20 protein-coding genes are annotated in these 26,715 nt (G+C 63.8%); 11 read left to right on the top strand and 9 right to left on the bottom strand.

Going from position 1 to position 26,715, the window contains the following annotated elements:
- Positions 1 to 129: 129 nt before the first annotated feature.
- Positions 130 to 495 (top strand): hypothetical protein, encoded by a 366-nt coding sequence (locus tag ACK3R5_RS08390; protein WP_411963611.1) that lies wholly within the window; start codon positions 130 to 132, stop codon positions 493 to 495.
- 168 nt (positions 496 to 663) lie between these two features.
- Here ACK3R5_RS08390 and ACK3R5_RS08395 read toward each other — a convergent pair whose 3' ends face one another.
- From ACK3R5_RS08395 to ACK3R5_RS08415, 5 genes are all read right to left on the bottom strand, one after another.
- Positions 664 to 1,392: a hypothetical protein gene (locus tag ACK3R5_RS08395; RefSeq protein WP_411966659.1), complete on the bottom strand. Its 729-nt coding sequence runs from the start codon at positions 1,390 to 1,392 to the stop codon at positions 664 to 666.
- A 135-nt stretch (positions 1,393 to 1,527) separates the two neighbouring features.
- Positions 1,528 to 2,655, bottom strand: a complete 1,128-nt coding sequence (locus ACK3R5_RS08400; protein ID WP_411966660.1) for a pyridoxal phosphate-dependent aminotransferase — start codon at positions 2,653 to 2,655, stop codon at positions 1,528 to 1,530.
- A gap of 99 nt (positions 2,656 to 2,754) precedes the next feature.
- The gene (locus ACK3R5_RS08405) at positions 2,755 to 3,549 is read right to left on the bottom strand and encodes a helix-turn-helix transcriptional regulator (protein WP_411966661.1); all 795 of its coding nucleotides are present in this window, start codon (positions 3,547 to 3,549) and stop codon (positions 2,755 to 2,757) included.
- 234 nt (positions 3,550 to 3,783) lie between these two features.
- A complete protein-coding gene (locus ACK3R5_RS08410; protein WP_411966662.1) occupies positions 3,784 to 4,260 on the bottom strand; it encodes a GIY-YIG nuclease family protein in 477 nt (158 codons plus the stop codon).
- Positions 4,261 to 4,281: 21 nt separating this feature from the next.
- The gene (locus ACK3R5_RS08415) at positions 4,282 to 4,707 is read right to left on the bottom strand and encodes a DCC1-like thiol-disulfide oxidoreductase family protein (RefSeq protein WP_411963616.1); all 426 of its coding nucleotides are present in this window, start codon (positions 4,705 to 4,707) and stop codon (positions 4,282 to 4,284) included.
- A 100-nt stretch (positions 4,708 to 4,807) separates the two neighbouring features.
- On the opposite strand from ACK3R5_RS08415, the gene ACK3R5_RS08420 reads away from it, so the two are divergent.
- Positions 4,808 to 7,153, top strand: a complete 2,346-nt coding sequence (locus tag ACK3R5_RS08420) for a DEAD/DEAH box helicase (RefSeq protein WP_411966663.1) — start codon at positions 4,808 to 4,810, stop codon at positions 7,151 to 7,153.
- 25 nt (positions 7,154 to 7,178) lie between these two features.
- On the opposite strand, the gene ACK3R5_RS08425 is transcribed toward ACK3R5_RS08420, so the two are convergent.
- Positions 7,179 to 7,733 (bottom strand): hypothetical protein, encoded by a 555-nt coding sequence (locus tag ACK3R5_RS08425; RefSeq protein ID WP_411966664.1) that lies wholly within the window; start codon positions 7,731 to 7,733, stop codon positions 7,179 to 7,181.
- Positions 7,734 to 7,892: 159 nt separating this feature from the next.
- Here ACK3R5_RS08425 and ACK3R5_RS08430 point away from each other — a divergent pair, with 159 nt between their 5' ends.
- The 8 genes from ACK3R5_RS08430 (at position 7,893) to ACK3R5_RS08465 (ending at position 16,736) form a co-directional block, all read left to right on the top strand.
- Entirely contained in the window at positions 7,893 to 9,050 is a 1,158-nt protein-coding gene (locus ACK3R5_RS08430; protein WP_411966665.1) for an alpha-1 4-glucan-protein synthase, read from the top strand.
- 78 nt (positions 9,051 to 9,128) lie between these two features.
- A complete protein-coding gene (locus ACK3R5_RS08435) occupies positions 9,129 to 10,292 on the top strand; it encodes an extracellular solute-binding protein (protein WP_411966666.1) in 1,164 nt (387 codons plus the stop codon).
- Positions 10,293 to 10,304: 12 nt separating this feature from the next.
- A complete protein-coding gene (locus ACK3R5_RS08440; RefSeq protein ID WP_411966667.1) occupies positions 10,305 to 11,900 on the top strand; it encodes an ABC transporter permease in 1,596 nt (531 codons plus the stop codon).
- Entirely contained in the window at positions 11,890 to 13,041 is a 1,152-nt protein-coding gene (locus ACK3R5_RS08445; protein ID WP_411963622.1) for an ABC transporter ATP-binding protein, read from the top strand. The genes ACK3R5_RS08440 and ACK3R5_RS08445 overlap by 11 nt, the downstream gene beginning before the upstream one ends.
- 2 nt (positions 13,042 to 13,043) lie before the next feature.
- A complete protein-coding gene (locus tag ACK3R5_RS08450) occupies positions 13,044 to 15,323 on the top strand; it encodes an ArnT family glycosyltransferase (RefSeq protein WP_411966668.1) in 2,280 nt (759 codons plus the stop codon).
- Between the two features lie 136 nt (positions 15,324 to 15,459).
- Positions 15,460 to 16,011 carry a fasciclin domain-containing protein gene (locus ACK3R5_RS08455; RefSeq protein ID WP_411966669.1) on the top strand — a complete coding sequence of 184 codons (552 nt, stop codon included), beginning with the start codon at positions 15,460 to 15,462 and terminating at the stop codon, positions 16,009 to 16,011.
- A gap of 122 nt (positions 16,012 to 16,133) precedes the next feature.
- Positions 16,134 to 16,301, top strand: coding sequence for a hypothetical protein (locus ACK3R5_RS08460; protein ID WP_411966670.1), 168 nt, complete (start codon positions 16,134 to 16,136; stop codon positions 16,299 to 16,301).
- Positions 16,302 to 16,307: 6 nt separating this feature from the next.
- Positions 16,308 to 16,736 carry a hypothetical protein gene (locus ACK3R5_RS08465; protein WP_411966671.1) on the top strand — a complete coding sequence of 143 codons (429 nt, stop codon included), beginning with the start codon at positions 16,308 to 16,310 and terminating at the stop codon, positions 16,734 to 16,736.
- 12 nt (positions 16,737 to 16,748) lie between these two features.
- Here the strand turns inward: ACK3R5_RS08465 and ACK3R5_RS08470 are convergent, their stop codons facing one another.
- From ACK3R5_RS08470 to malA, 3 genes are all read right to left on the bottom strand, one after another.
- Positions 16,749 to 17,246, bottom strand: coding sequence for a redoxin domain-containing protein (locus tag ACK3R5_RS08470; protein ID WP_411966672.1), 498 nt, complete (start codon positions 17,244 to 17,246; stop codon positions 16,749 to 16,751).
- Positions 17,247 to 17,404: 158 nt separating this feature from the next.
- On the bottom strand, positions 17,405 to 19,849 hold the full coding sequence (gghA, locus tag ACK3R5_RS08475; RefSeq protein WP_411966673.1) for a glucosylglycerol hydrolase: 2,445 nt from the start codon (positions 19,847 to 19,849) through the stop codon (positions 17,405 to 17,407).
- 42 nt (positions 19,850 to 19,891) lie between these two features.
- Positions 19,892 to 21,934 (bottom strand): alpha-amylase MalA, encoded by a 2,043-nt coding sequence (malA, locus tag ACK3R5_RS08480; RefSeq protein WP_411966674.1) that lies wholly within the window; start codon positions 21,932 to 21,934, stop codon positions 19,892 to 19,894.
- A gap of 171 nt (positions 21,935 to 22,105) precedes the next feature.
- Here malA and ACK3R5_RS08485 point away from each other — a divergent pair, with 171 nt between their 5' ends.
- Positions 22,106 to 26,641 (top strand): glycoside hydrolase family 15 protein, encoded by a 4,536-nt coding sequence (locus tag ACK3R5_RS08485; RefSeq protein ID WP_411966675.1) that lies wholly within the window; start codon positions 22,106 to 22,108, stop codon positions 26,639 to 26,641.
- The last annotated feature ends 74 nt before the right edge of the window (positions 26,642 to 26,715 follow it).

Below are 26,715 nucleotides of genomic sequence, written 5' to 3' on the forward strand. Positions count from 1 at the left end.
AGGTCTCTATCTCACGACTTTTCACCCGGTTTTCTTCCGGTACGCGGGAGAGTATATCAGAGTAAGAGAACATTTTTGCTGGCTAACTCGTTCGTTACAAAGCGGGTTCCAGTCGTCGTGTATTCCGTAATGTCAGTGTTATCAACAGTTACCCGTGTCGGTACCCGCCGGCGCATCGCCATCTTCACCGCGTTGATGGTGGTCGGTTCGATGGTCCTCTTCGTCGGACCGGCGGCAGCGCACAACCCAGCGTGTAAGATTCCGGGGCAGGGGAACGGCGACGACGAATACGCCTCACCGCACTATCCGTACCGTCCCGACGCGGACAGTCCCGCATCACAGACCGCGTTCGACCACAACCCGAACCTCCGTGACCCAGTGAGAGAAAAGAGCTACCACCCCGACCACGCGAACTCGATTCACAACGAAATCGACGAAGGGAACCTGGAAGCACCGCGGAACAGTGGCGAGAACTGCCACGCAAACCCAACCTGATATCGCACGTTTAGTTCCAAGCCTATTATTTCGCGACAGGCCGTCGCTAGCGGCCGACTCGTCCGTCGCCGAACGCCTCCAGTGCCGTGTCCACCCTGTTCGAATCGCCAGTGCACGATAGCGATGCTATGACGGGTCCCAACGACGAAGATGGGACCGCCAGAGTTGCTACACGTCGAGCAGCGTCTCGATACCGGAAGCAGATTCGACCCGTGACTTGATTCCCAGCAGCATCCCGCGAGTCATCACGAACGTCACCGGGTCGAGCACTACCTGACTGGCGACCCGAGCAACCGGGTTGTCGGGTAACCGAATCCGCGAGCGAACGACGAGACGAGTCTCCGTCTCGGAGACGGGGTCGAGAACGAACGACCAGACCCACCACGGCGGTTGGTCTGGAGTCTGCAAGACGAGTGCGCGTTCGTGGCTAATCGCTGCGATTTCGAGGTGGGTATCGGAGAATCGGTCGGGTTTCCCGAGTCGAACCGTGTCACCAATCTCGATGTCTTGGTAGTCGGGGATGATTTCGTCGGCGTTGTGAATGTCGAGTCCGACGAGGTTCTCGGCCCACTCGTAACTGTAGAACCCACCTCGGCCCTGGCCCAGTTGTCGTAGCCACGGCCAGATATCCTCCGGCGGGGCGTCGATACTGATTACCATCGTCGACTCGCCGTCAGGCTCTGGAAGCAAGGCGTCACCGGCCAATGGACGCCTGACTTCGGTGGGTGTCGCCCCCCAGTTCAGCATCCGGGGTCTGACGAGCGTCCAGTAGGCAGTGACGGCGAGTGCGACACCCACGAACCTGCGGAGGCGACGGGTGCCACTCGTCGTGGAAGTCGATGTCGGGTCACGTTCGTCTGTGCGTCGTTCTTCGGATGGGGTTCGTGCGTCACTCATCTCACTGTGTATCGACGCGGAGTACTTACTTATCGACCTCCTCAGATTCTCGCTTTCTGAGACCTCAGACGGGTAATTTCGTCTCTCAGAGACTGTTCCGACGACGGACGGTTCGCGGCACCGTCCCCGCGCCTCTCAGTTCGTCAGTGCGTCCAGAACGTCCCCGAAGGCGTCGAGCGCCGCGTCCATCTCGTCGGGCGCGCCACCCAGTGCGATACGGAACGAGTCGTCGTCGTCGAAGAACCGTCCAGGGACGACGAGCACACCCGCGTCCCACGCCGCATCGACTATCTCGTCACCGTCGTGTTCGTCGTGCGAGAGGAACGCGAAGGTGCCACCAGCGTGAATTCGCCCGGAGAGCGACGGGTGGTCACCGACGAACGCGGCGAGACGCTCGTGGTTCTTCGAGAGGTGCGTTCGGGCCCGAGTTTCTATCTCCGCACTGTTGTGGAGGGCACGGCGCGCGAGGGTTCGACTCGGGCCGGCCACGGACGGCGCGTACAGGGATATCGAGCGTGCTCGGTCGATAATCGCCGGGTCGGCGATTATCCATCCGATTCGGAGGTTCCCGAGGCCGTAGAACTTGGTCAGTGACCCGACGGTGACGACGTTGGGGAGTCCCGCGGCGGAGACACCGCCGAATGGACCGTCCCGCGCCGGGTCGATGTACGGAGCGTACACTTCGTCGACGAGGAGTCGGCCACCGGCGTCGGATGCGGCAAGTGCCAGTTCCGCGAGTTCGTCGCGCGACGCGAGACGTCCCGACGGATTGTGCCTGTTCGTGACGACGGCGTGAGAGAAGGAATCCGACGCTGCAGCGCCGATTCGCCTCGGTTCGATATCGAAGTCGTACTCGGGTGGGCGAACGAATCGGTCGACGCGGGCACCCACCGCTTCGGGGATGGCACACAGTGGTTGGTAGCCCGGTTTCTCGACGAGTACCTGTGGCTTCTCGTCGCTATCGTCCTCACCGGCGGCATCGTGGTCGGAGTCGTCGAGGAGTGCACACGTCGCGAGGACGTTCGCACTCGACGCCCCGGCCGTGACGAGGACCCACGATTCGGGGACGTCGTACGTCCGCGCGAGTTGACGGACGAGTGTCTCGTCGTCTTCTGGGTCGGGGCGGTCCGCGAGAGTTGACGGGACGACACCGCCCTCGTCGTCGGCACTACGCAGGTCACTCGACGCGAGGTCGTACGTCGCCTCGTCGGCCCGGTCGGTTATCCACTCCAGATAGGGAATTTCGGGGAACGCCGTCGTCATTGTCACCACTTCGACCCCCCGTTCGTAAGTCGTTGGGTTCCAGTCCACGCGACGGACTGCAGTCCGTCGGTGCGCAGAAGCAGTGGCAAGAACGGTCGATTACTCTTCGACAGAGGGCGACAACGGGATAGAGTCCGAGTCGTCTCTGCAGTGGTCGAACTGAGAGCGTGCCCACTCGACCGCCCGTGGGTCGTCGTTGTGGACGACACCGACGAGTCGTCCCTCGTCGTAGACGCCGAGGACGACGACGGGGCCTCGTGGTAACTCGACGACGAGAAGCGTATACGGGAGCGAGTCGGTGGACCGAAGCGAGAACGACTCGTCCCCGAGGAGTTCGACGAGTTGTGACCGGTACGTCGTGATGAGTCGCTGGACGACGTCTTCTGTCGCGACGAGGTGGACGGAGACGTCGTCGTCGTCGAGCAGACGGCGGTAGTACGCTTCGACGAGCGCTTCCGATGCCTCCACCACACACCCACGAATCGAAATCGCATCGTCTGTAAAGGAGACCATCCGGTCGAGTGGACGCGTGTCGTCCGGTCCGTCTGCGACGACAGCACTGCTTCCTTCGACCATCACCGGGTCGAATGGCGCGTCAAGTGGCAACGACTCGAAGAGGTCCCCGACGGCACCGATACTGTCCAGGTTCTCGACGAAGGTGGCGTACGTCTCGATAGCCAACCGGCCGAAGAGCGTCACTCGGACGGTACCGTCGGTGGTATCTACGAATCCCACGTCTTCGAGTTCGTGGATAGCCCGGTCGATGGTCGACCGAGAGAGCGAGAGTTCGGTCGTCAGTTCGGTCGGTGATTTCGTCTCCTCGGACAGCGCAGCGAGAACCGCTGTCCGCGACCTGAGCACGTCGAACACGTCGCCTAGTCCGGAACCACCCATGTCAGTATTAATGAACGTGTCTGTATTTAAATTGACGTAAAATCGACGTCATGGATATAAATGATAGACACATTTATATAGGGGCAATCGCCCGTTGAGTGAGTCGGTCGAGAGGTGATGTAAAGTCGGTTGGCGGAGTATGCATAGGTGCCGGGGTGCCTCTGACAACCGGCGATGCTCTCGACCGGGGTGCCCGGTCCGGTCTGAGAGCCGAAGGGGGACGGGACTCCCTCTTCACGTTTTCCTACGAAACGCAGACACAGTGAGTGACGTCGCCGTCTCGATGTCGTCGAATCGCGCGAGATGCGCCGTACAATCGCAGTCTGAAGAGCCGAATCCAGAGACTGCCGTCGCCTCGAGCGCGGACGCGACGGCGCACTCGACGTCTCGGCCGACGACACAGACCACACGACTGAGTTCGACGCCGGGGTGTCCGCCGAGGTAATCGACGTGCCAGTGCCGGGCGTCGTGTTCGCCGGCGGCGACGCGCCGGTGTCTGAGCACGCGTCTGAGTCCACCCGTTCCGAACGCACTTCCCACGTAGACGTATCCACCCGACTGGAGTTCACGGGGGCCGAGTGCACCAACCTCCACAGTCGTCTCTGGGACGCGATAGACGAGTGCGTACGTCCCTCGTGGCGACTCCGTGGCGAGTTCCAGTGGGTCGTCGTCGGTGCCGAGCGTCTCGGGAGCGTGTAAGTGGACGGTCACGGACGAAGATTCGACAGGTGTCTACGAAAGTTCGGCGGGTCGGGGTTCGGCGTGGGCCGCGAGTGTCCCGAACACGTCGAGGGCCTCGGGACGCATCGGATAGTAACTGTGGACGTCGTCGGGGTCACGGCCACGGCCACTCGCGACGCCGACGATGCGGGCAATCGACTCGTAGTTGTCGCGGACGAGACTTCCGACGAGGCCGGGCATCCCCGCTCTGTCGGCCAGTTCCTCCGCCGCGGCACGGCCTGCGTAGACGCGTTCTTCACTCCGGTCGGCGAGCACCATCGCGAAGGGGACGTCCTCGAACTGCGCCGTCAAGAACGTCTGTGCGGCGTCGTCGTACCACGAGATAGCCTCCACGTCGTCGAGTTGTTTCAGCGCAATCGCAGCGAGAGAGCAGTATGGGCACTCACCGTCGTAGATGAGGACGGCGTCTACGTCCATGCCAGTTCGTCGGGACCGAACGGACAAAAACTGCGCGGCGGATTCGGTCCTAGGTCTCGGGTGGCGATACGCTTAGGGCGTCGACGTTCACAGAGGGCGTGTGGACGACCTCATCGAGTGGCTTCGAGACCGGCCATACTACGACGGGCAGATTCGGTCTCATCGCCGGTTCGACGCCCGGGACCCCACGTTCGCCGATATCGGCCTCGAATCCCGGTTAGCGTCGGCCCTCGAAGACCGGGGCATCGACCGTCTCTACCGGCATCAGGCCGACGCAGTGAACGCGGTTCGCGACGGGAACAACGTCGTCCTCGCGACGCGTACTGCGAGTGGGAAGAGCCTCGCGTACACGATTCCGGCGTTCGAGCGCGCGATGGACCACGGTGGCCGGACCCTCTATCTCGGCCCACAGAACGCCCTCGTCGCCGACCAACTCGACACGCTCTCGGACCTCGCCCGTGGGTTGGGGTTCGGCAGTCGCGTCTCTGTCGACCAGTACACCGGCCGGCTATCGAAGTCCGAGAAACGCGACGTGCGAAAGCGAATGCCGACGGTCCTGCTTTCGAACCCCGACATGGTCCACTACGCGTTGCTCCCGCACGCCCACCGCCTGTGGGAGTGGTTCTTCTCGTCGCTCGAAACAGTCGTCATCGACGAGGTCCACGGCTATCGAGGCGTCTTCGGCAGTCACGTCGCCCTCCTCCTCCGTCGACTCAAACGCGTCTGCGAACGCTTCGGGTCGGACCCACAGTTCGTCTGCTGTTCTGCGACCATCGGCAACCCCGTCGAACACGCCGCTCGAATCACGGGCGAACCAGACCAGTCGTTCACGCTCGTAGACGAGGACGCGAGCGGAACCGGCGAGACACACTGGCTTCTGTGGAACCCGCCGGAGTACGACAACCCCGACGCGGGCGGGTCGGGTCGGCGACGGTCGGCCCACGTCGAGACGAAGAACCTCTTCGTTGACCTCGTCTCCCGCGGGTACCAGACGCTCGCGTTCACTCGTGCTCGACAGGCCGCCGAACGATACGCCTCCGAGAGCGCGAGTGACCTCAGAAGCCGAGGTGAACACGGACTCGCCGGCGAGATTGCGGCCTATCAAGCCGCACTCACTCACGACCGACGCCGAGAAATCGAGTCTGGACTCCACGATGGGTCCATCAGCGGCGTCTGGAGTACCAACGCGCTCGAACTCGGCGTCGACGTTGGGGGCCTCGACGTGGTTCTCATCGACGGCTATCCCGGCACCCGAATGTCGGCGTGGCAGCAAGCAGGCCGAGCAGGACGGGGTGACAGGCCGGCACTGGTCGTCCTCGTTGGTGGCGAAGACCAACTCGACCAGTATCTGATGAAGCACCCGGCGGAGTTCTTCGATGGCGACCCGGAACGGGCAGTCTCCGACCCCGAAAACGACCACTTACTCCCGAGTCACGTCGCCTGTGCGGCCGCCGAAAACTGGCTCTCGACGGCAGACGACGCCTACTTCGGCCCCTCGTTCCCGAATGTCGTCTCAGACCTCGAAGACGCCGGCACCCTCGCGCGACGCGAGACGAACGACGGGGTTCGCTGGACCCACGACGGCGACGGAAGCCCCCAGCACGGGATGAGTCTCCGGACCATCACCGACCGAGAGATACAGTTGATGGACTCGCGAAACAACGAGACAATCGCGAAACTCGCCTTCGACGACGCGCTTCGCGACGCCCACCCCGGGGCCGTCTACCACCATCAGGGGCAGACCTACGAAGTCGCGGACCTGGATTTGGACCGCGACGTCGCCCGTCTCCAACCGACGTGGGCCGACTACTACACGCGCGTCCTCCACGACAAACACATCACCGTCGAACGCGACATCCTCTCGAAACCGCTGTCTGCCAGGTCGGACGTGGAGGTTCGGTTCGCAGAGATTACGATGCGAAAACAGATTACCGGGTTCGAGCGACGCGACCCGAAACGCGGGACGACGCTCGGCCAGCAACTACTGGATTTGCCGGAGACGAGTCTTCGAACGAAGGCGCTGTACTTCACCGTCCCGAGCGACGTCGAGTCGGAGATGCGCGAGATGGGACGGAACGGGGAGCGCGGCCCCGACTACGAATTCAACGGCGGCATCCACGCCGCCGAACACGGGATGATTTCGCTCTTCCCGCTGACCCTCCTGTGTGACCGTGGCGACATCGGTGGGCTCTCGACACCGTATCACCCGCACACAGAGCAGTCGACTATCTTCATCTACGACGGCCACCCCGGTGGCGTCGGGTTGACTCGCGCCGGATACGATATCGTCGAGCGGTTGATGCGACAGACTGCGGCCCTCATCGACGACTGTGACTGCGACGACGGGTGTCCGTCGTGTGTGCAGTCGCCGCAGTGCGGAAACGCGAACGACCCGCTGGCGAAAGAGACGGCGGTGACGTTGCTGGAGTCACTGACGGAGACGTAGGCGGAGACAGCGAGACGCGGTGCTGTTACAGCGACACCACCGTTCCGCCGTGGCACGTATACCGACCACCGAAGACACCGGTTCCACTGACGTCCGCGACGACTCTGACGGCACACTCCGTCGGCGGCGTGTCGTCGGGGCTGAACCACAAGTCGAGGTGGACGTTGTCTCGGCCGGCGTCACCGAGGTCAGCGAGTTCGACGATTGGCGTGCCGTCGGCCATCCGGGAGAACGTCGTCGTCGGACCGAAGACGTCGCCGTCGAGGGCGAGCGAGATGGGTGTCGGGTGTTCTGAGTCGTCCGAGAGAGCAGTGACCGAGACGGACATGGATTCGACCCGTGTGTTCTGTCGGTGCCAGAGCGTGAGTTGGAGTGGTGTCTTCCCGGTGGCGACACCGCCGTGGGTTCGGAACGTCGCGATGGCGACAGGGTCGTCCTGTGGGCCGAAGTGGAGGTGTGTCTCGAAATCGTCCGACTCGACGACTGGTGTGAGGACTGTCGGTGAGAGCTGTCCGAGACACCCCGTTACCGATACGAGGCCACTGAGTGCGAGACTGTGGAGGAGGGTTCGCCGATTCATCACGACCTGATAGCCGTCTGAGAAGATATACGTGCGTGAGACACAACGTGTCGTGTGTGAAACGGCGTTGCACGGCGGTTTTCCTCGACTCGTCACTCGTCTAACTCCTTCTGTCGCGGACCAACAGGTATTTTTGGTCGGCCTAAAACCATACAGACGATGGAACCGGACATCTGTGTCGTCGTACCGACCATCCGCGAGTACGAGTGCATGCGGTCGTACTTCGACAACGCCCGTGCACACGGATTCGACCTCGACCGTCTGTTCGTCCTCCTCGTGACGGAGGACTTCTGTGACACCGAGGAGATGGCAGCGATGCTCGACGACGAAGGCGTCGCCGGCGCAGTCTTCGACGAGTCGGCCCGCGACGAATGGTACGCAGAACACGGAATCGACGAGTTCTCGCATCTCGTCCCGGCGGCGAGTCACGCCCAGACGAGTTTCGGCCTGCTGTACATGTGGGCACACTCCGAGTACGACTACGGCGTCTTCATCGACGACGACACCCTCCCACACGACGAGTGGGACTTCTTCGGGCGACACATGGAGAATCTCCACCGGACCGACGAAGTGGAGTCGGTGTCGAGCGACGAACAGTGGGTGAACGTCCTCTACCAGAACGCCGACGAACACGGTCTGTACCCCCGTGGCTACCCCTACTCGGCGATGGACGAGACTGTGGAGACCGATACCCGCGAACTCCGTGACGTCGTCGCCTCACAGGGCCTGTGGACGAACGTCCCTGACCTCGACGCCGTCCGCATCCTGATGGACGGCGATTTGGAGGGACAGGCCCAGACGCGCACCGACTTCGACGACTTCGACGGCGACTTCGTCGCCGAACCGGGGCAGTATCTCACCGTCTGCTCGATGAATCTCGCCTTCAAGCGCGAGGTCATCCCCGCGTTCTACCAGTTGCCGATGGACGACAACGAGTGGGAAGTCGGCCGCTTCGACGACATCTGGTCGGGCGTCTTCCTCAAACGTGCCGCCGACGTCCTCGGAAAGGACGTCCTCACGGGCTATCCGCTCTGTGAGCACAACAAGGCCGCACGGCCGACGTTCGACGACCTGAACAACGAGGTTCCGGGTCTGGAACTCAACGAACACCTCTGGCGCGTCGTCGACGACGTCGGTGGAGACGCAGAGACGTACACCGGCGTGTTCGAAGCGATGGCGGATACACTCGCCGACGGAGACTGGTCCGACTATCGAAACGGCGAGTTCTTCAACTACGTCGGAGCACACATGCAAGCGTGGTTGGATTGTCTGGACCAACTGACGGCATCGCGGGCCGCCATCCCTGCCGACGACTAAGTCGCTCTGGGAACCCGTTTCTCGGCGTTCGGAACTAACCGGTAGATATAAATGATTTAGGGCGACCTAAATCTATGTATGGAAGACTACGACCGGGAGCCTCGCGGCCACGGTCGTCGCCGATTCATCACGACGGCGGCGGCGGTCGGTCTCGGGTCGCTCGCCGGCTGTACCGGGCTCGGCGGAGAGGATGGAACAGAGACTGATTCTGGCGGTGGCGAACCAGTTGGTCAGATTGGTTCGGGCCGCTCGCCGTTCGGCGACCGTGAGATAACCGGTGGCGTGTCCGTTTCGGAGATGCCGGACCTCTCGGGAGAACTCACCCTCTACTCCGGACGCGGTGAGGCACTCGTCGGCGAACTTATCGGCTTTTTCGAAGAGTACTACGACGACTTCACCGTTCGCCCGCGATACAACTCGGCGACCGAACTCGTCAACCAGATTCTGACTGAGGGCGAAAACAGCCCCGCAGACGTCTTCTTCTCGGTCAACGCAGGGTCGCTCGGCGCGCTGAAAGACGAGGGCCGGACACAGGACCTTCCGAGTGAGGTGTTAGACCTCGTCCGCGACGAGTTCCACGACCCGGACGGCCAGTGGACCGGCACCTCGGGCCGCGCGCGGACCGTCCCGTTCAACACCGACCAGTTCGCGGCGTCGGACGTCCCGGACGACATCATGGCGTTCCCCGAGACGGAAGCGTTCCGCGACAACATCGGCTGGGCACCGACCTACTCGTCGTTCCAGGCGTTCGTCACCGCGATGCGCGTCCTCGAAGGCGACGACGCCACGAGAGAGTGGCTTCAGGGGATGCAGGACCTCGGTGTCACCGAGTACAACGACGAGTTCCTCGTCTCGCAGGCCGTCGCCGACGGCGAAATCGGCGCTGGGTTCGCGAACCACTACTACATCCAGCGCATCCTCGCCGGTCGGACAGAGGCACCCCTCGGAACCGCGTTCACCTCGGGCGACGCGGGCTCTATCTTCAACGTCGCCGGCGCACTCGTCCTCGACACTGCAGACGACACTGACCTCGGCACCAACTTCGTGCGTCACCTGCTCTCTGCGGAAGCGCAGGACTACTTCGCGCGGACCACGTTCGAGTATCCGCTCGTCTCGGGTGTCGACCCAATCGGCGAACTCCCCAGTATCGACGAGCTCAACCCACCAGAGGGCCTCGACCTGACGCAACTCTCCGACCTGGAGGGAACCGTGCGACTCATGCGTGAGGTGGGTGTGCTCTAAGGTGAACCACTGATGGCCACAGAACAGCAGACGAAGACCGGCGACGGCGAAGACCAGCAACCGCTCGGCCTGACAGTAGCGAGTGCCGCCGTCGCCGCCGCCGTCGTCGTCCCCCTTCTGTGGCTCGTCAAGACTGCTCTCGACGTTGGATTCGCCGACGCACTCTCGCTCGTCACTCGCCCCTCGACGGTCGAAGTGCTCCTGAACAGTACCGTTCTCGTCGTCCTCGTGACGGCGGCGTGTATCGCACTCGGCGTCCCGTTGGCGTATCTCACCGTCCGAACCGACCTGCCGTTCAAGCGACTGTGGACCATCATCATCGCCCTCCCGCTCGTCATCCCGAGCTACATCGGTGCGTTCGCGTTCGTCTCGGCGTTCGGGCCACAGGGCGTCTTCCAACGCCTCCTCGAACCCCTCGGCGTCGAGTCGCTTCCGGAAATCTACGGCCTCCCCGGAGCCGTTTTGGTGCTGACGCTCTACACTTATCCGTACGTGTTCATCACCACCCGGGCCGCGCTGAAGTCGATGGACACCACGCTCATCGACGCCGCGCGGACGTTGAACCACACCCGCTGGGAGGCGTTCAAGCGGGTCACCATCCCCCAGATTCGCCCCGCAATCGCGGCGGGGAGCCTGCTCGCGGCGCTCTACGCGCTCTCGGACTTCGGGACGCCCGCCATCATGAAATTCGACGCGTTCACGCGCGTCATCTACGTCGAGTTCGGGTCGTTCGGCCGCGACACCGCGACACTGCTTTCGCTCCAACTCGTCGCCGTGACGCTCCTCATCCTCACGCTCGAATCACAGATTCGCGGCGACGAGCGCACGACGACCGGTGGGCGCTCCGGCAGCGTGATGGAACTCGGTCGCTGGAAGTACCCGGCGATTGGCTTCGCGGCGCTCGTCGCACTCGTCGCACTCGTCGTTCCGCTGGGCATCCTGCTCACGTGGTTCGCACAGGGTGTCGCCGCGACGAGTCAGTCGCTCGCGTTCCAGCCCGAGTACGCGTTCAACTCCGTGCTCGTCGCGGCGGCGACTGCCGGTGCGGCGACGCTCGCCGGCCTCCCAGTGGCCTATCTCGCCGCACGCCACCCCTCGCGGGTGAGTTCGGTGTTCGAGCGCGCGACGTACGTCGGCTATGCGGTTCCGGGCGTCGTCCTCGGCCTCGCGCTCGTCTTCTTCGGCAGTTCCTACGCGACACCCATCTACCAGACGCTCTATCTCCTCGTCTTCGCCTACGTCATCCGTTTTCTCCCGCAGGCAGTCGGGTCGCTTCGCGCGTCGTTCCTGCGCGTCGACCCTGCCCTGCCGGAAGCGGCGCGGACGCTCGGGGAGACACCATCGGGGGCGTTCCGTCACGTGACGCTCCCCCTCGTCGCACCGGGCCTCTTCGGCGGTGCGGCGCTCGTCTTCCTGACCACCATGAAGGAACTGCCGGCGACGCTTCTCCTGCGTCCCGCCGGATTCAAAACGCTCGTGACACACATCTGGACGGCCTACGCGGCAGGCTACTTCGGGCAGGCAGCGGTTCCCGCCCTCATCCTGCTTTTCGTCTCTGGGCTGTCGATGCTCGTCATCATCACTCAAGAGGGATACGATGTCAAATAGTACACTCACCACCACCGAACACTCGCCAGAACACGCGGAGCGCCGCTCCGACACTGACTGCGTCCTCGAACTCGAAGGCGTCTCGAAAGCCTACGGGACGGAGACAGTCATCGACGACCTGTCGCTGCAGGTCGAAGACGGCGAAATTCTCACCCTCCTCGGTCCGTCCGGGTGCGGAAAGACCACCACGCTCCGTCTCATCGCCGGCCTCGACCACCCCGACAGCGGTGAAGTCAGACTCAACGGGAACGTCGTCTCTGGCAACGGTTCGTTCGTCGCCCCCGAAGAACGGGGCGTCGGCGTCGTCTTTCAGGAGTTCGCGCTGTTCCCGCACCTCACCGCCGCCGAGAACATCGCCTTCGGCCTGAAGGACCTCGACGAGGCCGAACGCGAGGCGCGCGTGCAGGAACTCCTCGACCTGGTCGGCCTCGAAACGCAAGGTGGGAGTTACCCCGACGAACTCTCCGGTGGCCAACAACAGCGGGTGGCCCTCGCCCGTTCGCTGGCCCCACAACCGGCGATTTTGCTCCTCGACGAACCGTTCTCGAATCTCGACGTGGACCTGCGCGTCAAGATGCGCGAAGAGGTCCGCCGCATCCTCAAAGAAGCGGGTGTGACGGCCGTCTCGGTCACTCACGACCAAGAAGAGGCCATGTCCATCTCCGACCGCGTCGCCGTCATGAACGGCGGTGACCTCGAACAGATTGGCGAACCCGAACAGGTATTCCAACACCCCGAATCCCGGTTCGTCGCGGGGTTCCTCGGCTACGCGGGATTCCTCCCCGGTCGTATCTCTGGCGAGATGATTCGAACCGAACTCGGGACGGTCGGACGTGACCAACTTCACGGACTCGCGCCAGAGTACGACGAGACGGACATCGACATCCTCGTCCGCCCCGACGACGTCTCCGCCCACGCCTGTGACGGCGAGGGCCACGGCGAAGTCGTCGGCAAGCGCTACCTCGGGCCGACGATTCTCTACGAAGTCAAACTGGACGGCGGCGACAACCTGCTGTGTATGCACAACCACGACGAGACGGTTCCGACCGACGGCCGCGTCGAAGTGACCCTCGACGCTGGCCACGAACTCGCGTGGTTCCCCCGCGAACAGCGCCCCGAGACAGGCCTCTACTCGGACTGAGGATGGGACGGCGCGTCCCTCGTCTCTCCGACATCGACCTCGACTTCGGCGTCTTCCGGCGGTTCGACATCGACATCGACACCGCCCTCGACTTCGACCTGCAGCGAAACCGCCGCCGAGCAGTCGCGCTGGCCGTCTCACTCCTCGTCGGCCTCGTGGTGACGTGGTTCGCAGTCGACCTCTTTCCGTTCCACTCCGTCAACGACGACGAAGGCGTCTACCTGACACAGGCCGCGATGCTACTGGACGGGAAACTCTTTCTCTACCCCGGTGCACTCGCAGAGGCCGTCAGACCGTGGTTCTTCGTCGTCGAAGAGACGGCGAGTGCCCCGGGTGGCGTCCAGATGTACTCGAAGTACGCACCCGTCGTCCCGGCACTGTTCGCACTCGGACTCGCTGTCGGCCTGCCGAATCTCGTCTTGGGCGTCGTCGCCGCACTCAACGCCGCCCTCGTCTACACGCTCACCGCAGACGTGTTCGACCGCCGGACGGGCGTCATCGCGGCGGGGTTACTCGGCCTCTCGCCGATGTTCCTACTCACGTCGGCGACGTTTCTGGCGTACGCGCCCGCGACGATGTTCGAACTCGCGTTCGCCGTCTGTTACGTCCGCGCCGCGCGCCGTGATTCGTCTGGCTACGCCGTCGTCGCCGGCACGTTCGTCGGCATCGCCTTCTTTGCCCGGCCCTTCACGGCCGTCCTGTTCGCCCTGCCGTTTATCGTCCACTCGCTGTGGGCGCTCACCAACGCGTGGCGTGCCGGAACCGGGTGGCCCGTCTTCCGCCGGTACGTCGCCATCGCACTCCCCGGCCTCACCTTCGTCGGCCTGACGCTCGCGTACAACGCCGTCGTCACCGGCAACCCGCTCACGTTCCCGTACATCGCGTTCGCGCCGCACGACGGCATCGGATTCGGTCGGCGGTCGATACTCGGGTACGACGTCGTCTTCACGCCCGCGATGGGTGTCGAGACAGGTCTCGTCGCACTCGACTTGCTCCTGACTCGGTGGGGGCCGATGGGGTGGGTCGGAACCGTCGCCGCCGCCGTCGGACTCGGACTGACCGTCCAGCGGTGGTGGCGCTTCCAGACCGGTCGAAGCCTTCGGGGCCGTGACAGGCGGCGGCACCACGGACTCGGTGGCCGTGACCGTGAGTTCGCCGAACTCTCGGACGACGCGTTGGCGGCCATCCTCGTCGGCCTCTTCGTCTCGGTGTTCGTCGGCAACGCCTACTTCTGGGGCACGCACAACGGCCTGCGAAACGGGCTCATCGACCTGCTGGGGCCGTTCTACCACTTCGACGCGCTCGTCCCGCTCGTCGCCTTCGGTGCCGCCGGAATCGTCGGGTTCACCCGATTCGTTCGTCGTCTCTCCCACCGTCGGTTCTCTGCCTCGGAGGCCCGTGGCGTCGTGTTCTCGATACTACTCGTCTGTGCCCTCGTCGGTGCCGGCGTCACGGTGGACGCGACGGGGGACCCGTACGACGAGAACCGCCTCCGAACCGAGAATCTGGCCGCCACCTACGAACCACTCGTCGACGCCGGATTCGAAGACACGCCACTCACCCCGTCAGTGCCGGGCGGGCGAGACGACACGACGAAGGCGCTCGTGTTCCACCCCGACCCGTACGGCGACTGGTCGGCCCATCCGTTCCAGACCCTGCGCAACGACCCCGGATACGACGGACCGGTCGTCTACGCCATCGACGACGGGGCCGAACAGGACTTCACCGTCCTCGACGCGACGAATCGGACGCCGTATCGGTTTACCTACCGAGGGACGTGGACCGGCGCAGTCGACCCAGTCGAACCGGAACTGACCCGTCTCGACGTGCTGTCGGGCGACCGGGTCGACGCGACGTCGGCGTTCGGCCGACCGGACGGGAGTAACACGGCGTCCGTCAGAGTCGAAACCGAGTCCGGGTACGCCCGGTACGACGCGCCAATCGGCGAGGAACTGACCGTCGACTGGTCGATTACTGCCGACGGCGTCTCGGTGACGAACCACCCACTGGCCGCCGGTCCGGAGCGACTCCCGATTCCGCGGGGGGCGAGTGAAGTCGACCTGCTCGTCACCTACGTCGGCGATTACGGCGAGACGGTCACGTACAGACAGACCGTCTCCGTCGAGCGCTCCGGCGACGAGGTGCGCGTCATCTGGCCGCCCGAGACGCGTGTCTGCCGACTGACCACCGACTGCGGCACCGAAAGCGAGTGGGTCGGCCCCGACGGCGACTACTTGCCGGGGGTGGCGGTAGAGACGAACGCGACGGCGGCGAAGTCGTGACGACTTCTCTCTGAACAAACAATTACTATACTACTGATATTCAGGGTTATGAGGCTGTTTTCGGTGGATTCTCGTTCAAACACTAACTAGTATGGTACATAACTTAATCCGGCAAGCGACATCTATTCTGCCGAACATGAAATTCAACCCAGACCGGCGGCAAGCACTGAAGACGATTGGCGGCGCGGGACTCCTTCTCGCGGGCGGCGCGGGTGTCGCGAGCGCGAAGTCACCCCGTGACGAACCGACCATCGTGGCCATCGCGTCAGGCAGTGACAGTTTCGATATCCTCGTCGCGGCAGTCGTCAAAGCCGACCTCGTCGGCGCACTCAGCGGCAACCGGCAGCTGACGGTGTTCGCGCCGACCGACGATGCGTTCGTGAACCTCTTCAACGAACTCGCTGGACCCGGTCTGGATGAAGATGACATCCTCGACGCCATCGAAAGCGGAAACCTGCCCGCTGGCTTGACCCTCGACGACGTGGTGAACATCCTCCTCTACCACGTCGTCCCCGGCCGGCGCAAGGCGCAGTCCGTCCTCCCGGTGTCGAAACTGCCCACGCTAAACGGCGCGAAAATCGGCGTCGACGGGGCCGAACTGAACGACGGGCAAGCGACCATCATCGGTACGGACATCATGGCCTCGAACGGTGTCGTTCACGTCATCAACGGCGTGCTCCTGCCGTAGTACCCCAATCCCGTTCTTTTCTGAATCGTCGTCTTGCCCGAGCGAGTCGCTACAGCAAAGCGTGTTCGTGCCGTCTCGGCGGAAGTGAGTATGGCGTCGAATAACGGCTTGGGGGTGAGTTCGTGAGCGCCATCACCCGCGAACGGGTCGTCGGCCTCCTCGTCGCCATCGTCGTCGCAGAGGCACTGTTTCTCGTCGCACCGTCGGGCCCGCTCTACTCGATTCCGATTCTCGTCGGTGCGGTGGCAGTGGGACTATGGGTCGGGCGCGTGTTAGTACAGCGAGTGTAAGACGAAATGAGTACGGAGACCGACGCCACGCTGTCCCGATTCAAGCACCCACTCTGCTACGTGATGGGTTCGCTCTACATCGTCGCGGGAGTGATGCACTTCGTCATCCCTGACGCGTACGTCCAAATCATTCCTCCGGCGTTCCCGCGTGCACGCGAACTCGTCTATCTCTCTGGAATCGCGGAAATCGCCCTCGGCGTCGGTGTGATACTCCCGCAGACTCGACGCGTCGCGGCGTGGGGACTCGTCGCGCTGCTGATTGCTATCTTTCCGGCGAACGTCTACATGGCGACCAGTGGCGTCGTTCTCACCGGCGCTCCCGAGTTCGTGCAGAACCCCTCTGCGACGGCTCGCTGGGCGCGCCTCCCACTGCAAGCGGTGCTCATTCTGTGGGCGTGGTGGTACACGCACCCGACACCTAGTGACGACGGCTGACCATCGGACGAGTTACGCCGAGACAGTCTCGGCGACGGCGTCGTACACGGCGTCGATAGCCGCGCCGAAGTCGGTCTTGCCCTCGCCTTCGACCCATCGATACGTCACGGTGCCCGTCGAATCGAGGACGAAGATACTCCGCTTGGCCACCTCGATGAGGCCGTAGAAGTCCGGGAGAACGACGCCGTAGTCGTGGATGACCTCGTGTCGCCAGTCCGAGAGCATGGGGAAGTTGAGGTTCTCCTGCTGGATGAAGATGTTCAGTGCTGGTGCGAGGTCGACGCTGACGCCGTACACCTGAGCGTCGATGGCATCGAAACGGTGCATCGAGTCGCGGAACGTACACATCTCGGTCGTACATCCGCTGGTAAAGGCCGCCGGGATGAACGCCAAGACGATGGGGCCGTCGCCGAGTGCCTCGCCGAGCGTGAACGAGTCGATGTCGTTGTACACCTCGCCGCCTGCGATGGGGACGGAGAAATCCGGTGCGCTGTCGCCAACTGAGAGCATGTCTTCTCGACTACGGGGGCGGGTGAGTAAACGGTTGCTCCGATTGTGAGCGGGAGTCCCGAACGCAGAGCCTGTTCAGTATCTCGCGTACACAGGTTTATGTCCCAAAACGGAACCACCGCGGACTGTGAAAGGATGAGAGATTCGACGCCGAGCGGTTAGGGGTCGCGCCGCCAGACGATTGCGTCGCCGTTGTCGAGTTCGACGGCGGTCGATTCCGCGACGTCGGGTGCGACGAGCGCCGGTTCCCAGCCATCGGTCGGAATCATGGGCGCGTTCTCGTCCTCGGCAGCGTCCGCGGCGAGATACTCGGGCGACACGTCTACTGGGACGCCCTCCATGTTCGCGACGAACAAGAGTTGTTCCTCCGAGTCGGGGGAGGTGCGGAATCCGTAGTAGAGGACCGTTCCGTCGGTCGGATGCCGATAGGTGAAGTAGTCCGCGTCCTCGTCCAAGTCTGCCAGTAACCACGGTCGGTCGTGACGGAACTCCCGGGTTTCGAGACGGTACGCAGACCGGTCGTCGTCCTGTGCGTCGTGCCAGTGACTCAGGTTGGCGAACTCGTGGATGTCGCGCATCCACGCGTAGCCGTAGGCTTCGAGGTCATCGGCCGACAGGTCGTCGCCCAGCGGTTGCTCCATCGCCGAGAGCATGTCGGCCATGACGTCGAGGTCGTAATCCGTCGCACCGACGGCCGACGAGAGCGCGTTCATGAACGTGAGCAGTTCCTCGCGCGACTCGAACCCGATGTCCTTGACGCGGCGGAAGAATCGCTCGTCTTCGAAGTCCTCGTCGCGCACCTGCCAGTAGAGGAACTTCGACTCGTCGGAGACGACTTTGACGTTCCACGTCGGGTCGGTGTCCCGCATGAAGCCCCACGGGGCACGCATGTTCGCGTGGACGAAGTCCATCGGGACGCCCGGCAGGAAACAGTGGAACAGCATCGACGACGCGGCGTTGTCGTACGCTTCGCCCAGCGTCTCGGGGTAGTCGTCGCCGAGGTAGGGGTTGACCGGCGACTGGTTGAACTCCACCGTCGGGTCGATTTGCGTGCCGCGACGAACGGTGTCGTGGTTGGCGACGCCCGTCAACCAGTTGCCGCCGAACTCGCCGACTTCGCGGACGCGCCACCACTTCGTCGCCCAGAAGGTGAGCAGTGCGGGCGTGTTGTGCGCGAAGGTGATGGGCGACCACTGGAAGGAGTGGGGATGTTGTTCGATGAGTGCGCGGTACGAGGAGGCGAGTTCCCAGTCTTCGCGCGGCCACGGCCGGCCGTCTTCGTAAATCATCCACGGGCGGTACTCCGTGCCGGCGACTTCCTGCGTCACGCGGTCCATCTCGGCGAGGAAGTCGTCGTCGTGGTACATCTCTCCCGTCTCGGGGTCGTAGGAGGTGAAGTCCTGTGCGCCGTCGACGCGGATTCCGTCGGCACCGAAGTCCATCTTCCGGCGCTGCATCTCCAGGAAGATGGCGCGGGCCGTCGGTTCGGTGTAGTCGAGGTGTTTGCCGTACATCCCCGGGCCGAGGATGTAGCGGTCAGAGAGGAGTTCCGCACCCCGGTTGTCGGCGTGGCCGAGAGCGACGTCGAAGACGACTTTGATGGGTCGCGGCAGGTCGTGACAGGCGGCGATGAAGTCCACGAGTTCGTCCGGGCGGCCGGTTTCGAGGATGGCGGGATTCGGCGCGGAGAAGGCGCTGACGACGATATCGTAGCCCCAGTTAATCATCTCCGGGCGAGCGACGGCGGCGGTGAGTTCGTCTTCCGACGCTGATTCGACCGACCAGAAGTCGTGTTCCTCCTCGTTTTCGGTCAGCGGTTCGACGGGCATCACCTGAATCCCGTCGTATCCAGCGAACGCGCGTTGCCACGGGGCGAGCGGTTCGTCGGCGCGCTGTTTCGCCGCGATATCTTCGTACACCTCGGCGAGGCCAGCGAGTGACCCGCGTTCGGTGGCGGTTCCCGGGTGAATCTCCAGCATGCTCGTCGCGGGGTCGATTCGTGGGAGGCCCTCGTCTTCGGTGGTCGAGACGGGTTCGTCGTCGGTTCCGAGCGCTTCGAAGTACGCTCGGTCGGCGCGCGTCTCGTCGAGGACGCCCACGTCGTACACCTCTGCAGGCGCGAACGCGCCGAACGGGACGGAGTACGACACTGGGTCCTGAATCGTCACTTCGGTTTCGTCTTCGTCTTCGTAGACGAGTTGGTAGAGCGACCCGAGCGTCTCTCGCGTCCCCGCGCGGACGTCGTCGACGACGGCCCAGTGATACTCACCGGCGCGGGCCATCGGAACTCGGTCCCGCTGGAACGTCACCGCACGGTGGTCGGTGTCGCCCGGGTCGAAGTCCGCAGGCGGCGTCAGAATCTCCAGTTCGACGGCCGATTCGGGGATTTCGTCTTCGACGAGTTCGGGCGTCCAGAAGCCGAATACGACGGTCTCACCGCCCGCCTCGCCGTCGGTAGATGCGACGTGCGCGCCGAGTCGCGTCGAGAGTTGCTTTGCGGCCTCGAAGTCGTCGTCGTGGTTCGCGACGATTGTCTCGTGCCACGAGACGAGTTCGTCGGTACGGTCGGTCGACAGGGTTGGGGTGCCATCGTTCGTGCTCATCGTAAATTGGCAAACAACTGATAGAGGGTGGTCGAACGGCGTTTACGCGAGGGGGCAGATGGTGACGTCGTCCACGCGGATGCCGCCTTCTGCGGCGACTGACTCGCCGGAGACGACGTCAGTCGCCTCGACGTCGAGGTCACCGACGTCCACCGTCACGGGGTCGTCACCGAAGTTCAGCGCACAGAGATACGACCCGGCGTCGTGGTCACGGACGAACGCGACGACGCGGTCAGAGTCGGCCTCGTAGTCGATACGGCGGAACCCGCTCTCGCCGTTTCTGAGTGCGGGCGTCTCGTCTCGAACCTCGATGAGGCGTTCGTAGTGTTCGCGGATGTCGTCGCGGGCGTGGTTCCACACGAGTGCGTCGCGGCGGCCACGTTGGCCAATCTCTTGGCCGCCGTATATCATCGGCACGCCGGGGAGGGTAAAGAGCGCTCCCGCGGCGGCCATCGCCTCCGACTCCCCGCACTCGACGATGTAGCGCGTCTCGTCGTGGTTTTCGAGGTAGAGCATGAACGCCGCGTGGTCGGGGAACCCGACTTCGGTCCGCTGTTCGATTGCGTCGAGGATGCGCTCGGCGGGTTCGTCGCCACGGCCGACCTGTCGAAGCGTGAAGTACAGCGTCGTGTCGAAGTGCATGTCGAACATGCCCTCGTGGAAGTCCGCGATGTACGGGATGGTCTCGTCTAAGAGGAGGAACTCGGGGTCTTTCGACTTGACGCGCTCGCGAATCTCCTGCCAGAAGGTGTCGGGGACGGCCCACGCCATGTCACAGCGAAAGCCATCGACGACGTCGGCCCACATGTCGACGGCGTCGAGGAGGTAGCGCCGAACGTCGAGGTTCCGGTGGTCGAAGTTGGCGATGTACTCCCAGTCGAAGTAGGTGCCCGGTTCGCCGTTGTCTTGCCACTCGTACCAGTCGTAGTAATCCGAATCGGGGTTCTGGTAGGCGTCTTCGAAGAACGGGTGGGCGCGCGCCGAGTGGTTGAGAACGAGGTCGAAGAGCACCTTCATCCCGTGGTCGTGGGCGGCCTCGACGAACTGCTCGTAGTCCTCGCGCGTGCCGAGGTCCTCGGCGATGGAGTAGAAGTCCACGATGTTGTAGCCGTGGGGGGCGTGGTCGTTCTGGAGGACCGGAGTCAACCACAGACAGTCGACGCCGAGCGATTCGAGATAGTCGAGTCGTTTTTCGAGCGCTTCGAACGTGTTTTCGGCTTCGTCGTCGTCCGAGGCGTAGCCACGCACGTAAATCTCGTAGAGCGTCACCTCCTGGGACCACGCTGGCGGGTCGTTTGGACGCGAGACGGACGCCGCGTCCGACCCGGACCCGTCGGTGTGACCGGTTGCGTCGGTTTCGGTCTCTGCGAGACCACCGTCAGTCTCGACGACACCGCCGTCGGTGAGCGCGTCGCGTTCGACGGTCACGGTGTCGGGGACGCTGTACGTCTCGTCGATAGCGACGGCGTGGACGCGGAGACGGTCACCGATAGCCGAGAGGGGGACGCGGAGTTCCCAACCATCGGTTTCGACGGCCGACTCCTCGACGGCGTCTCTGTCGTCGACGACGAACTCGACGACCAGTTCGTCTCGGTCGGTGTCGCTGTTGGGGTTCGGGTTCGGGTCCGCACGGACGACCACCACGTCACCTTCGACAGTCGCGTCGAGACGGATACGGGGTCGGCCACCCTCGCCACGCTGTGCCTCGCCAGCACCGCTTCCGGAACCGGATGCGCCGCCAGAGAACTGCGTCGGCCGAGCGGAACCGCTCTGGCCACTGTACCCACTCATCCCGCTCATCCCGCTGGCACCGCTTCGGGCGGACCCTGCGGGGAGGTACGAACCGGGGAACACGCGGACGGTCAGTGTGTGAGTCCCATCGGGGGCGTCGAGTTCGAGAACGTACGTCCCGGCGGTGTCGGGGTCGAATTGAACGACTGCTTCGTCGTCGGGGAGTTCGAGGCTACTTGCAACTGGGGCACTCCGTACGTGCCACGAGAAGGCGGCGTCGGGTTCCGGGTCACGCGGTGCGAGTTGCACCGACTCACCGACAGCCATGAATTGTGGTGGTCCTGGGTGATGCATATCTACACTGAACGTACCGGGAGACTTTGTATTTACTCCCGTGAGAATAGTTGTTTCGTCAGGAGACGCCTCGTACCTCTCCGAAGAAGCAGTGTGAAAGTTTACTATTAATAGAGGTAAAAGAGGCGGAGAGCAGCCAATACTTATGTTCCGGGACCCACGTCTACCTCTATGCGACTTCGGACCGCGTTAAACGAATTCAAACGTGACCGAGGCGGGCGCTTCCCAGAGGAACGCCAGACCTCGGACGGCGCGTTCTCCGGCCACGGCGACCGTCTCGTCTACGTTGGCCGCAACGGGTCTCTCCGCGATTACTCGTCTTCGCTCTCTGGTCTCTATGGAATCGACCGTTCTCGGTTCGGTATCGAAACGGACGGTGAAGTACACTGGTTCGACCAGTTCGAGTCCGTCCGGCAGCACTACTACCGAGAGACGAGTCTCGTCGAAACCGAGTACGACGCCGGCGAATACACCGTCCACCAGTACGACCTCACACTGGGTCGCGCGCACGTGACACACGTCGAGCTCCGTGGTGCGATTCCGACCGACGCACACCTGACTGCGTTCCTCACGCTCGCACCCGAGGGCAGAGAGACGCAGGTCGGACGACTCATCCACGAAGCGGGTGGTCCCGACGAGACACAGGCCGTCGAAGTGTTCCACAGAGACGAACACGACTACGTCACTGCGTCGACCGGACTCGACGACGTCCGGGGACAGATTCCCGAGCGATTCGACGAGATACTCTCCGACGACGTGTTCGACTTCCCACGAGATGCAGTCCTCCAGAGCTACGAGGACACACACCTGTCGGGAGACGTCGTCGTCAGCGCCCCACTCGAACAGGCGGGGCGTGCCGCACGGACGACGCTCGTCACGCAACTGTCCGACCACAGCGAGGTCAAACGGGCCGATGCACTCGCCGACTTGCAACACTGTGCGCTCGCACACGCGACGGCGGACGAACTCCGTGCTGCCGCACGCGAACGGGCAGAAGTGTTCGTCCCCGAGGGGACTCCCCGTGAGCGAATCGTCCGGTCTGACCTTCGTGCGCTCTCGCTTCTGACTGCGCCGAGCGGTGCACGTATCGCCGGCCCCGAGTTCGACCCCTTCTACGCACACTCCGGCGGATACGGCTACACGTGGTTCCGCGACGACGCAGAAGTCTCGATGGCGCTCGCGAACGCAGACGACGCCTTCGGACTCGACTTGTCGGACCGCCTCTCGTCGAGCGCGGAGTTCTACTGCGCCACGCAACTCGAAGACGGGACGTGGCCACACCGCGTGTGGGCCGTCGACGGCAGCATCGCACCCGGGTGGGCACACGGCCGGGTCGAGGGTGCTGGAGACAGAGAGTATCAGGCCGACCAGACGGCGAGCGTCGTCAGCTATCTCGCGACGCTCCTCGCGGACCGACGGACGGAACTCGACGACGAACTCGTCGGGCGAATCCGGTCGACTATCGCCGCCGGTGTCTCTGGCCTCGACAGCAGTCTCGAAGACGACGGCCTCCCGAAAGTCTGTCAGAACGCGTGGGAGAACATGTCGGGTCGGTTTACCCACACCGCCGCGACGTTCCTGCAGGCGTACGCAACCGTCGCCGACGCACCACTCAACGACGAGTTGTGCGAACACGCCGCCGAGCAAGCGACTGCCGTCTACGAGGGACTCGACGCGCTCTGGTCGAAGGAACGCGAAGTGTACGGCCTTCGACTGGACCACGACGGCGAGGTGGACGACAGACTCGACTCCGCGACGTTCGCACTCGTCGATGCGATGGACGCCTACGCCGACATCGACGACGTCGACGACGAGACGGGAACCCGTCTCGTCAAGCACATGGCGGCGACGCTGAAGGGACTCTACCGAAACCCCCGTGGCGACGTCGCCGGATTGGTTCGGTTCGAAGACGACTTCTGGCGCGCCGGCGACCAGGACGGCGAGAAAGTGTGGTCCGTCGCCACCGCGTGGGGTGCCAACGCCGCCGCCAACTTCGGCATCTTCTGTGACCGAATCGGCAAAGATGGGCGTCGGTTCGTCGAACGTGCGACGAACCTCTACGAACTGCTGCAACCGGACGGCCCACTGGCGACGGACGCTGGCTATCTCGCAGAGCAGGTGTTCGACGACGGGTCGTTCGATAGCGCGACACCGCTCGGGTGGCCCCACGCCATCCGGATGGAGACGACGGCCGTCCTCGCCGAAATCGACGCGCTCCCCGCACCGAAACCCGCGCCGACCGGGCCGGAGAACCGGCCACGGTGGACCACCGGCGAGAAGTACGGTATCGGAACCGTCGCAGACCACGGTTCGGACGACCCGTCGCGCCTCTGGTACACGCTGACCGAAGGCGCACTCACCGAGGTTCGGTTCCCCCGCGTCGACCTGATGAACCTCCGGACAGTCGACTTCCTCGTCATCGACGCGGACCCGAAGGCCGACTACACGGCGCGGACGCACAACGAGACGCGGCGCGACGACCACGCGGACACGGTCGAACGCCGGGCCGAAATCGTCGACGAAGACGCGCTCGTCTTCCGGCACGTCATCACCGAGACGGGCGACGGCCGGGGCCACGAGTGGGAACTCACCGTCGAGTACACCATCGACCCAGAACACGACGCGATGCTCGCAGACGTGACGTTCGATGCGCTCGACGACAGCGAGTACGAACTGTACACCGTCGCGGACACGGCACTCGCCAACACCGGGACGAAAGACAGAGGGATTCGCCTCGGCCAACCCGGAAGTTACCACCTCGTCGCCCGTGACGCCGGCGCGTTCGACGCCGGCGACGGCGGTGAGACGCTCCTCATCGACGAGAACGGTCAGGAGTACAGCGTCGCCATCGCGCTGACGACGGCCGGTCGGTTCGAGTGGGCAACCGTGGGTGTCGCCGGGTCGAAATATCTCTCGGAGTTCTTCTCGAAGGGCGAACTTCCGGCCACACAAGAACGCGTCGACGACGAAAACGTCGTCCTCGTGGGTCGAATCGGAACCGGGAACGACCTCTCGGAGACGCTGGCGCTCGGCTTTGCAGAACACGCCGACACCGCCGCCGCACTCGGTGAGGCCGCCGGTGCGCTCACTCGTGGCTACGAGACGGTTCGTAGCGCGTACACAGCGTCGTGGGCCGACTTCCTCGCCGACAAAGAACTGCCGGCGTCCGTCACGTCCGACTCTGACCTCACTGCACAGTACAAGACCTGTCTGATGAGTCTCCGAGCGGTCGAAGACAAGACGTTCCTCGGGGCGGGCATCGCATCGCCGTCGGTTCCGTGGGGCGAAGTCGTCCCCGCAGAGGAGTCGAAAGGGTACGGTTACAACTTCGTCTGGTCGCGTGACCTCTATCAGGTCTTTACCGTCTTCGAAGCGGTCGGTGACATCGAGACGTCCATCGACGCACTGGAGTACATCTACACGAACCAGCAGGACGACAGAGGGTTCATCCCGCAGAACACCTACCTCAACGGCCGGACTCGCTGGGGTGGCGAGCAGATGGACAACATCTCGTTCCCGCAGGTGATGGCCTACATGCTCAAAGAACACGGCGTCGAGTTCGACGACGTGGGATACGACTACGTCAACGTCCAGCGCTCGGCCAACTACGTCGCCCGGAACGGGCCACCGACGGCACAGGAGCGGTGGGAAGAAGAAGCAGGCTACTCGCCGTCGTCTATCGCCGCCGAGATTGCCGGTCTGGCCTGTGCCGCGGCAGTCGCACTGGACGAAGGCAACGACGAAGACGCCCTCGTGTGGCTCGCGCTCGCCGACGACTGGACAGACCGAGTCGAAGAGTGGACGGCGACGCGAACCGGAACCGACCGCCACGACAACACGCCGTACTACGTCCGCATCACCCGGGATGGTGACCCGGACGCGGGCCACCTTCGGACGCTGGCCAACAACGGGCCGACGCTCGACGAACGCGAGATTATCGACGCCGGATTCCTCGAACTGACTCGCCTCGGCATCAAACCGCCGGACGACGAAGTGATTCGAAATTCGGTGAAAGAAGTCGACGAGACGATTCGCGTCGATACGCCACAGGGCCCGGCGTTCTACCGATACAACGGCGACGGATACGGTGAACGCGAACGCAACGAAGAGGGTGCACCGTGGTCCATCGACGCCAAGGGCAAGGGCCGCCTCTGGCCCATCTTCACAGGCGAACGCGCCGAGTACGAACTCCTCGCCGGCACCAAGTCGGGGGAACTCGCACCTTCGAACCTCCTGCGGACGATGGCGGCGTTCGCCAACTCCGGGCGGATGCTGGCCGAACAGGTGTGGGACCGCGAACACTCGACGGCCTTCAACTGGGAGTTCGGCGAAGGAACTGGCAGTGCGACGCCACTCGCGTGGTCGATGGCGGGATTCGTCCGCCTCGCACACGGCATCGATGCCGGCGAACCTGTCGAGATGCCGACGTTCGTGCGTGACCGCTACGTCGAGCGTGACCGGCCGTCTGGCCCGAAACTCCGCGTGAGCACGCGGTTCAAAGGCGACAAACTCGTCGTCTCTGGGCAGACGGACGCCGCCGCCGTCGCGGTGAAGACGCCCGGCGAGACGACGCTCGTCGAACCGGAGGACGAGGCGTTCGAAGTCGAAGTCGCAATCGAATACGGTGAAAATCAGGTGACCGTCGCCGCGGCGACGCACACCGACCTGACGAAAGCCGGAACGACTGTCTCGCGGTTCACGCTCTGAGCGTCCGGGCCGCGTCCCCGACTCGACCAACGAATCGAGTGGTCGTACAAACCGACCGCCCGATTCCTCGGCCG

The sequence above is a fragment of the Haloferax sp. YSSS75 genome (assembly GCF_046764215.1).
Classification (GTDB): Archaea; Halobacteriota; Halobacteria; order Halobacteriales; family Haloferacaceae; genus Haloferax.

Excerpts from the sequence above, each read along its gene's own strand:
- ACK3R5_RS08390 (WP_411963611.1), top strand. The coding sequence starts at position 130 with ATGTCAGTGTTATCAACAGTTACCCGTGTCGGTACCCGCCGGCGCATC.
- ACK3R5_RS08395 (WP_411966659.1), bottom strand. The coding sequence starts at position 1,392 with ATGAGTGACGCACGAACCCCATCCGAAGAACGACGCACAGACGAACGT.
- ACK3R5_RS08450 (WP_411966668.1), top strand. The coding sequence starts at position 13,044 with ATGGGACGGCGCGTCCCTCGTCTCTCCGACATCGACCTCGACTTCGGC.
- ACK3R5_RS08445 (WP_411963622.1), top strand. The coding sequence starts at position 11,890 with ATGTCAAATAGTACACTCACCACCACCGAACACTCGCCAGAACACGCG.
- malA (WP_411966674.1), bottom strand. The coding sequence starts at position 21,934 with ATGCATCACCCAGGACCACCACAATTCATGGCTGTCGGTGAGTCGGTG.
- ACK3R5_RS08435 (WP_411966666.1), top strand. The coding sequence starts at position 9,129 with ATGGAAGACTACGACCGGGAGCCTCGCGGCCACGGTCGTCGCCGATTC.
- ACK3R5_RS08455 (WP_411966669.1), top strand. The coding sequence starts at position 15,460 with ATGAAATTCAACCCAGACCGGCGGCAAGCACTGAAGACGATTGGCGGC.
- ACK3R5_RS08425 (WP_411966664.1), bottom strand. The coding sequence starts at position 7,733 with ATGAATCGGCGAACCCTCCTCCACAGTCTCGCACTCAGTGGCCTCGTA.
- ACK3R5_RS08485 (WP_411966675.1), top strand. The coding sequence starts at position 22,106 with ATGCGACTTCGGACCGCGTTAAACGAATTCAAACGTGACCGAGGCGGG.
- ACK3R5_RS08400 (WP_411966660.1), bottom strand. The coding sequence starts at position 2,655 with ATGACGACGGCGTTCCCCGAAATTCCCTATCTGGAGTGGATAACCGAC.
- ACK3R5_RS08405 (WP_411966661.1), bottom strand. The coding sequence starts at position 3,549 with ATGGGTGGTTCCGGACTAGGCGACGTGTTCGACGTGCTCAGGTCGCGG.
- ACK3R5_RS08440 (WP_411966667.1), top strand. The coding sequence starts at position 10,305 with ATGGCCACAGAACAGCAGACGAAGACCGGCGACGGCGAAGACCAGCAA.
- gghA (WP_411966673.1), bottom strand. The coding sequence starts at position 19,849 with ATGAGCACGAACGATGGCACCCCAACCCTGTCGACCGACCGTACCGAC.
- ACK3R5_RS08415 (WP_411963616.1), bottom strand. The coding sequence starts at position 4,707 with ATGGACGTAGACGCCGTCCTCATCTACGACGGTGAGTGCCCATACTGC.
- ACK3R5_RS08430 (WP_411966665.1), top strand. The coding sequence starts at position 7,893 with ATGGAACCGGACATCTGTGTCGTCGTACCGACCATCCGCGAGTACGAG.
- ACK3R5_RS08465 (WP_411966671.1), top strand. The coding sequence starts at position 16,308 with ATGAGTACGGAGACCGACGCCACGCTGTCCCGATTCAAGCACCCACTC.
- ACK3R5_RS08470 (WP_411966672.1), bottom strand. The coding sequence starts at position 17,246 with ATGCTCTCAGTTGGCGACAGCGCACCGGATTTCTCCGTCCCCATCGCA.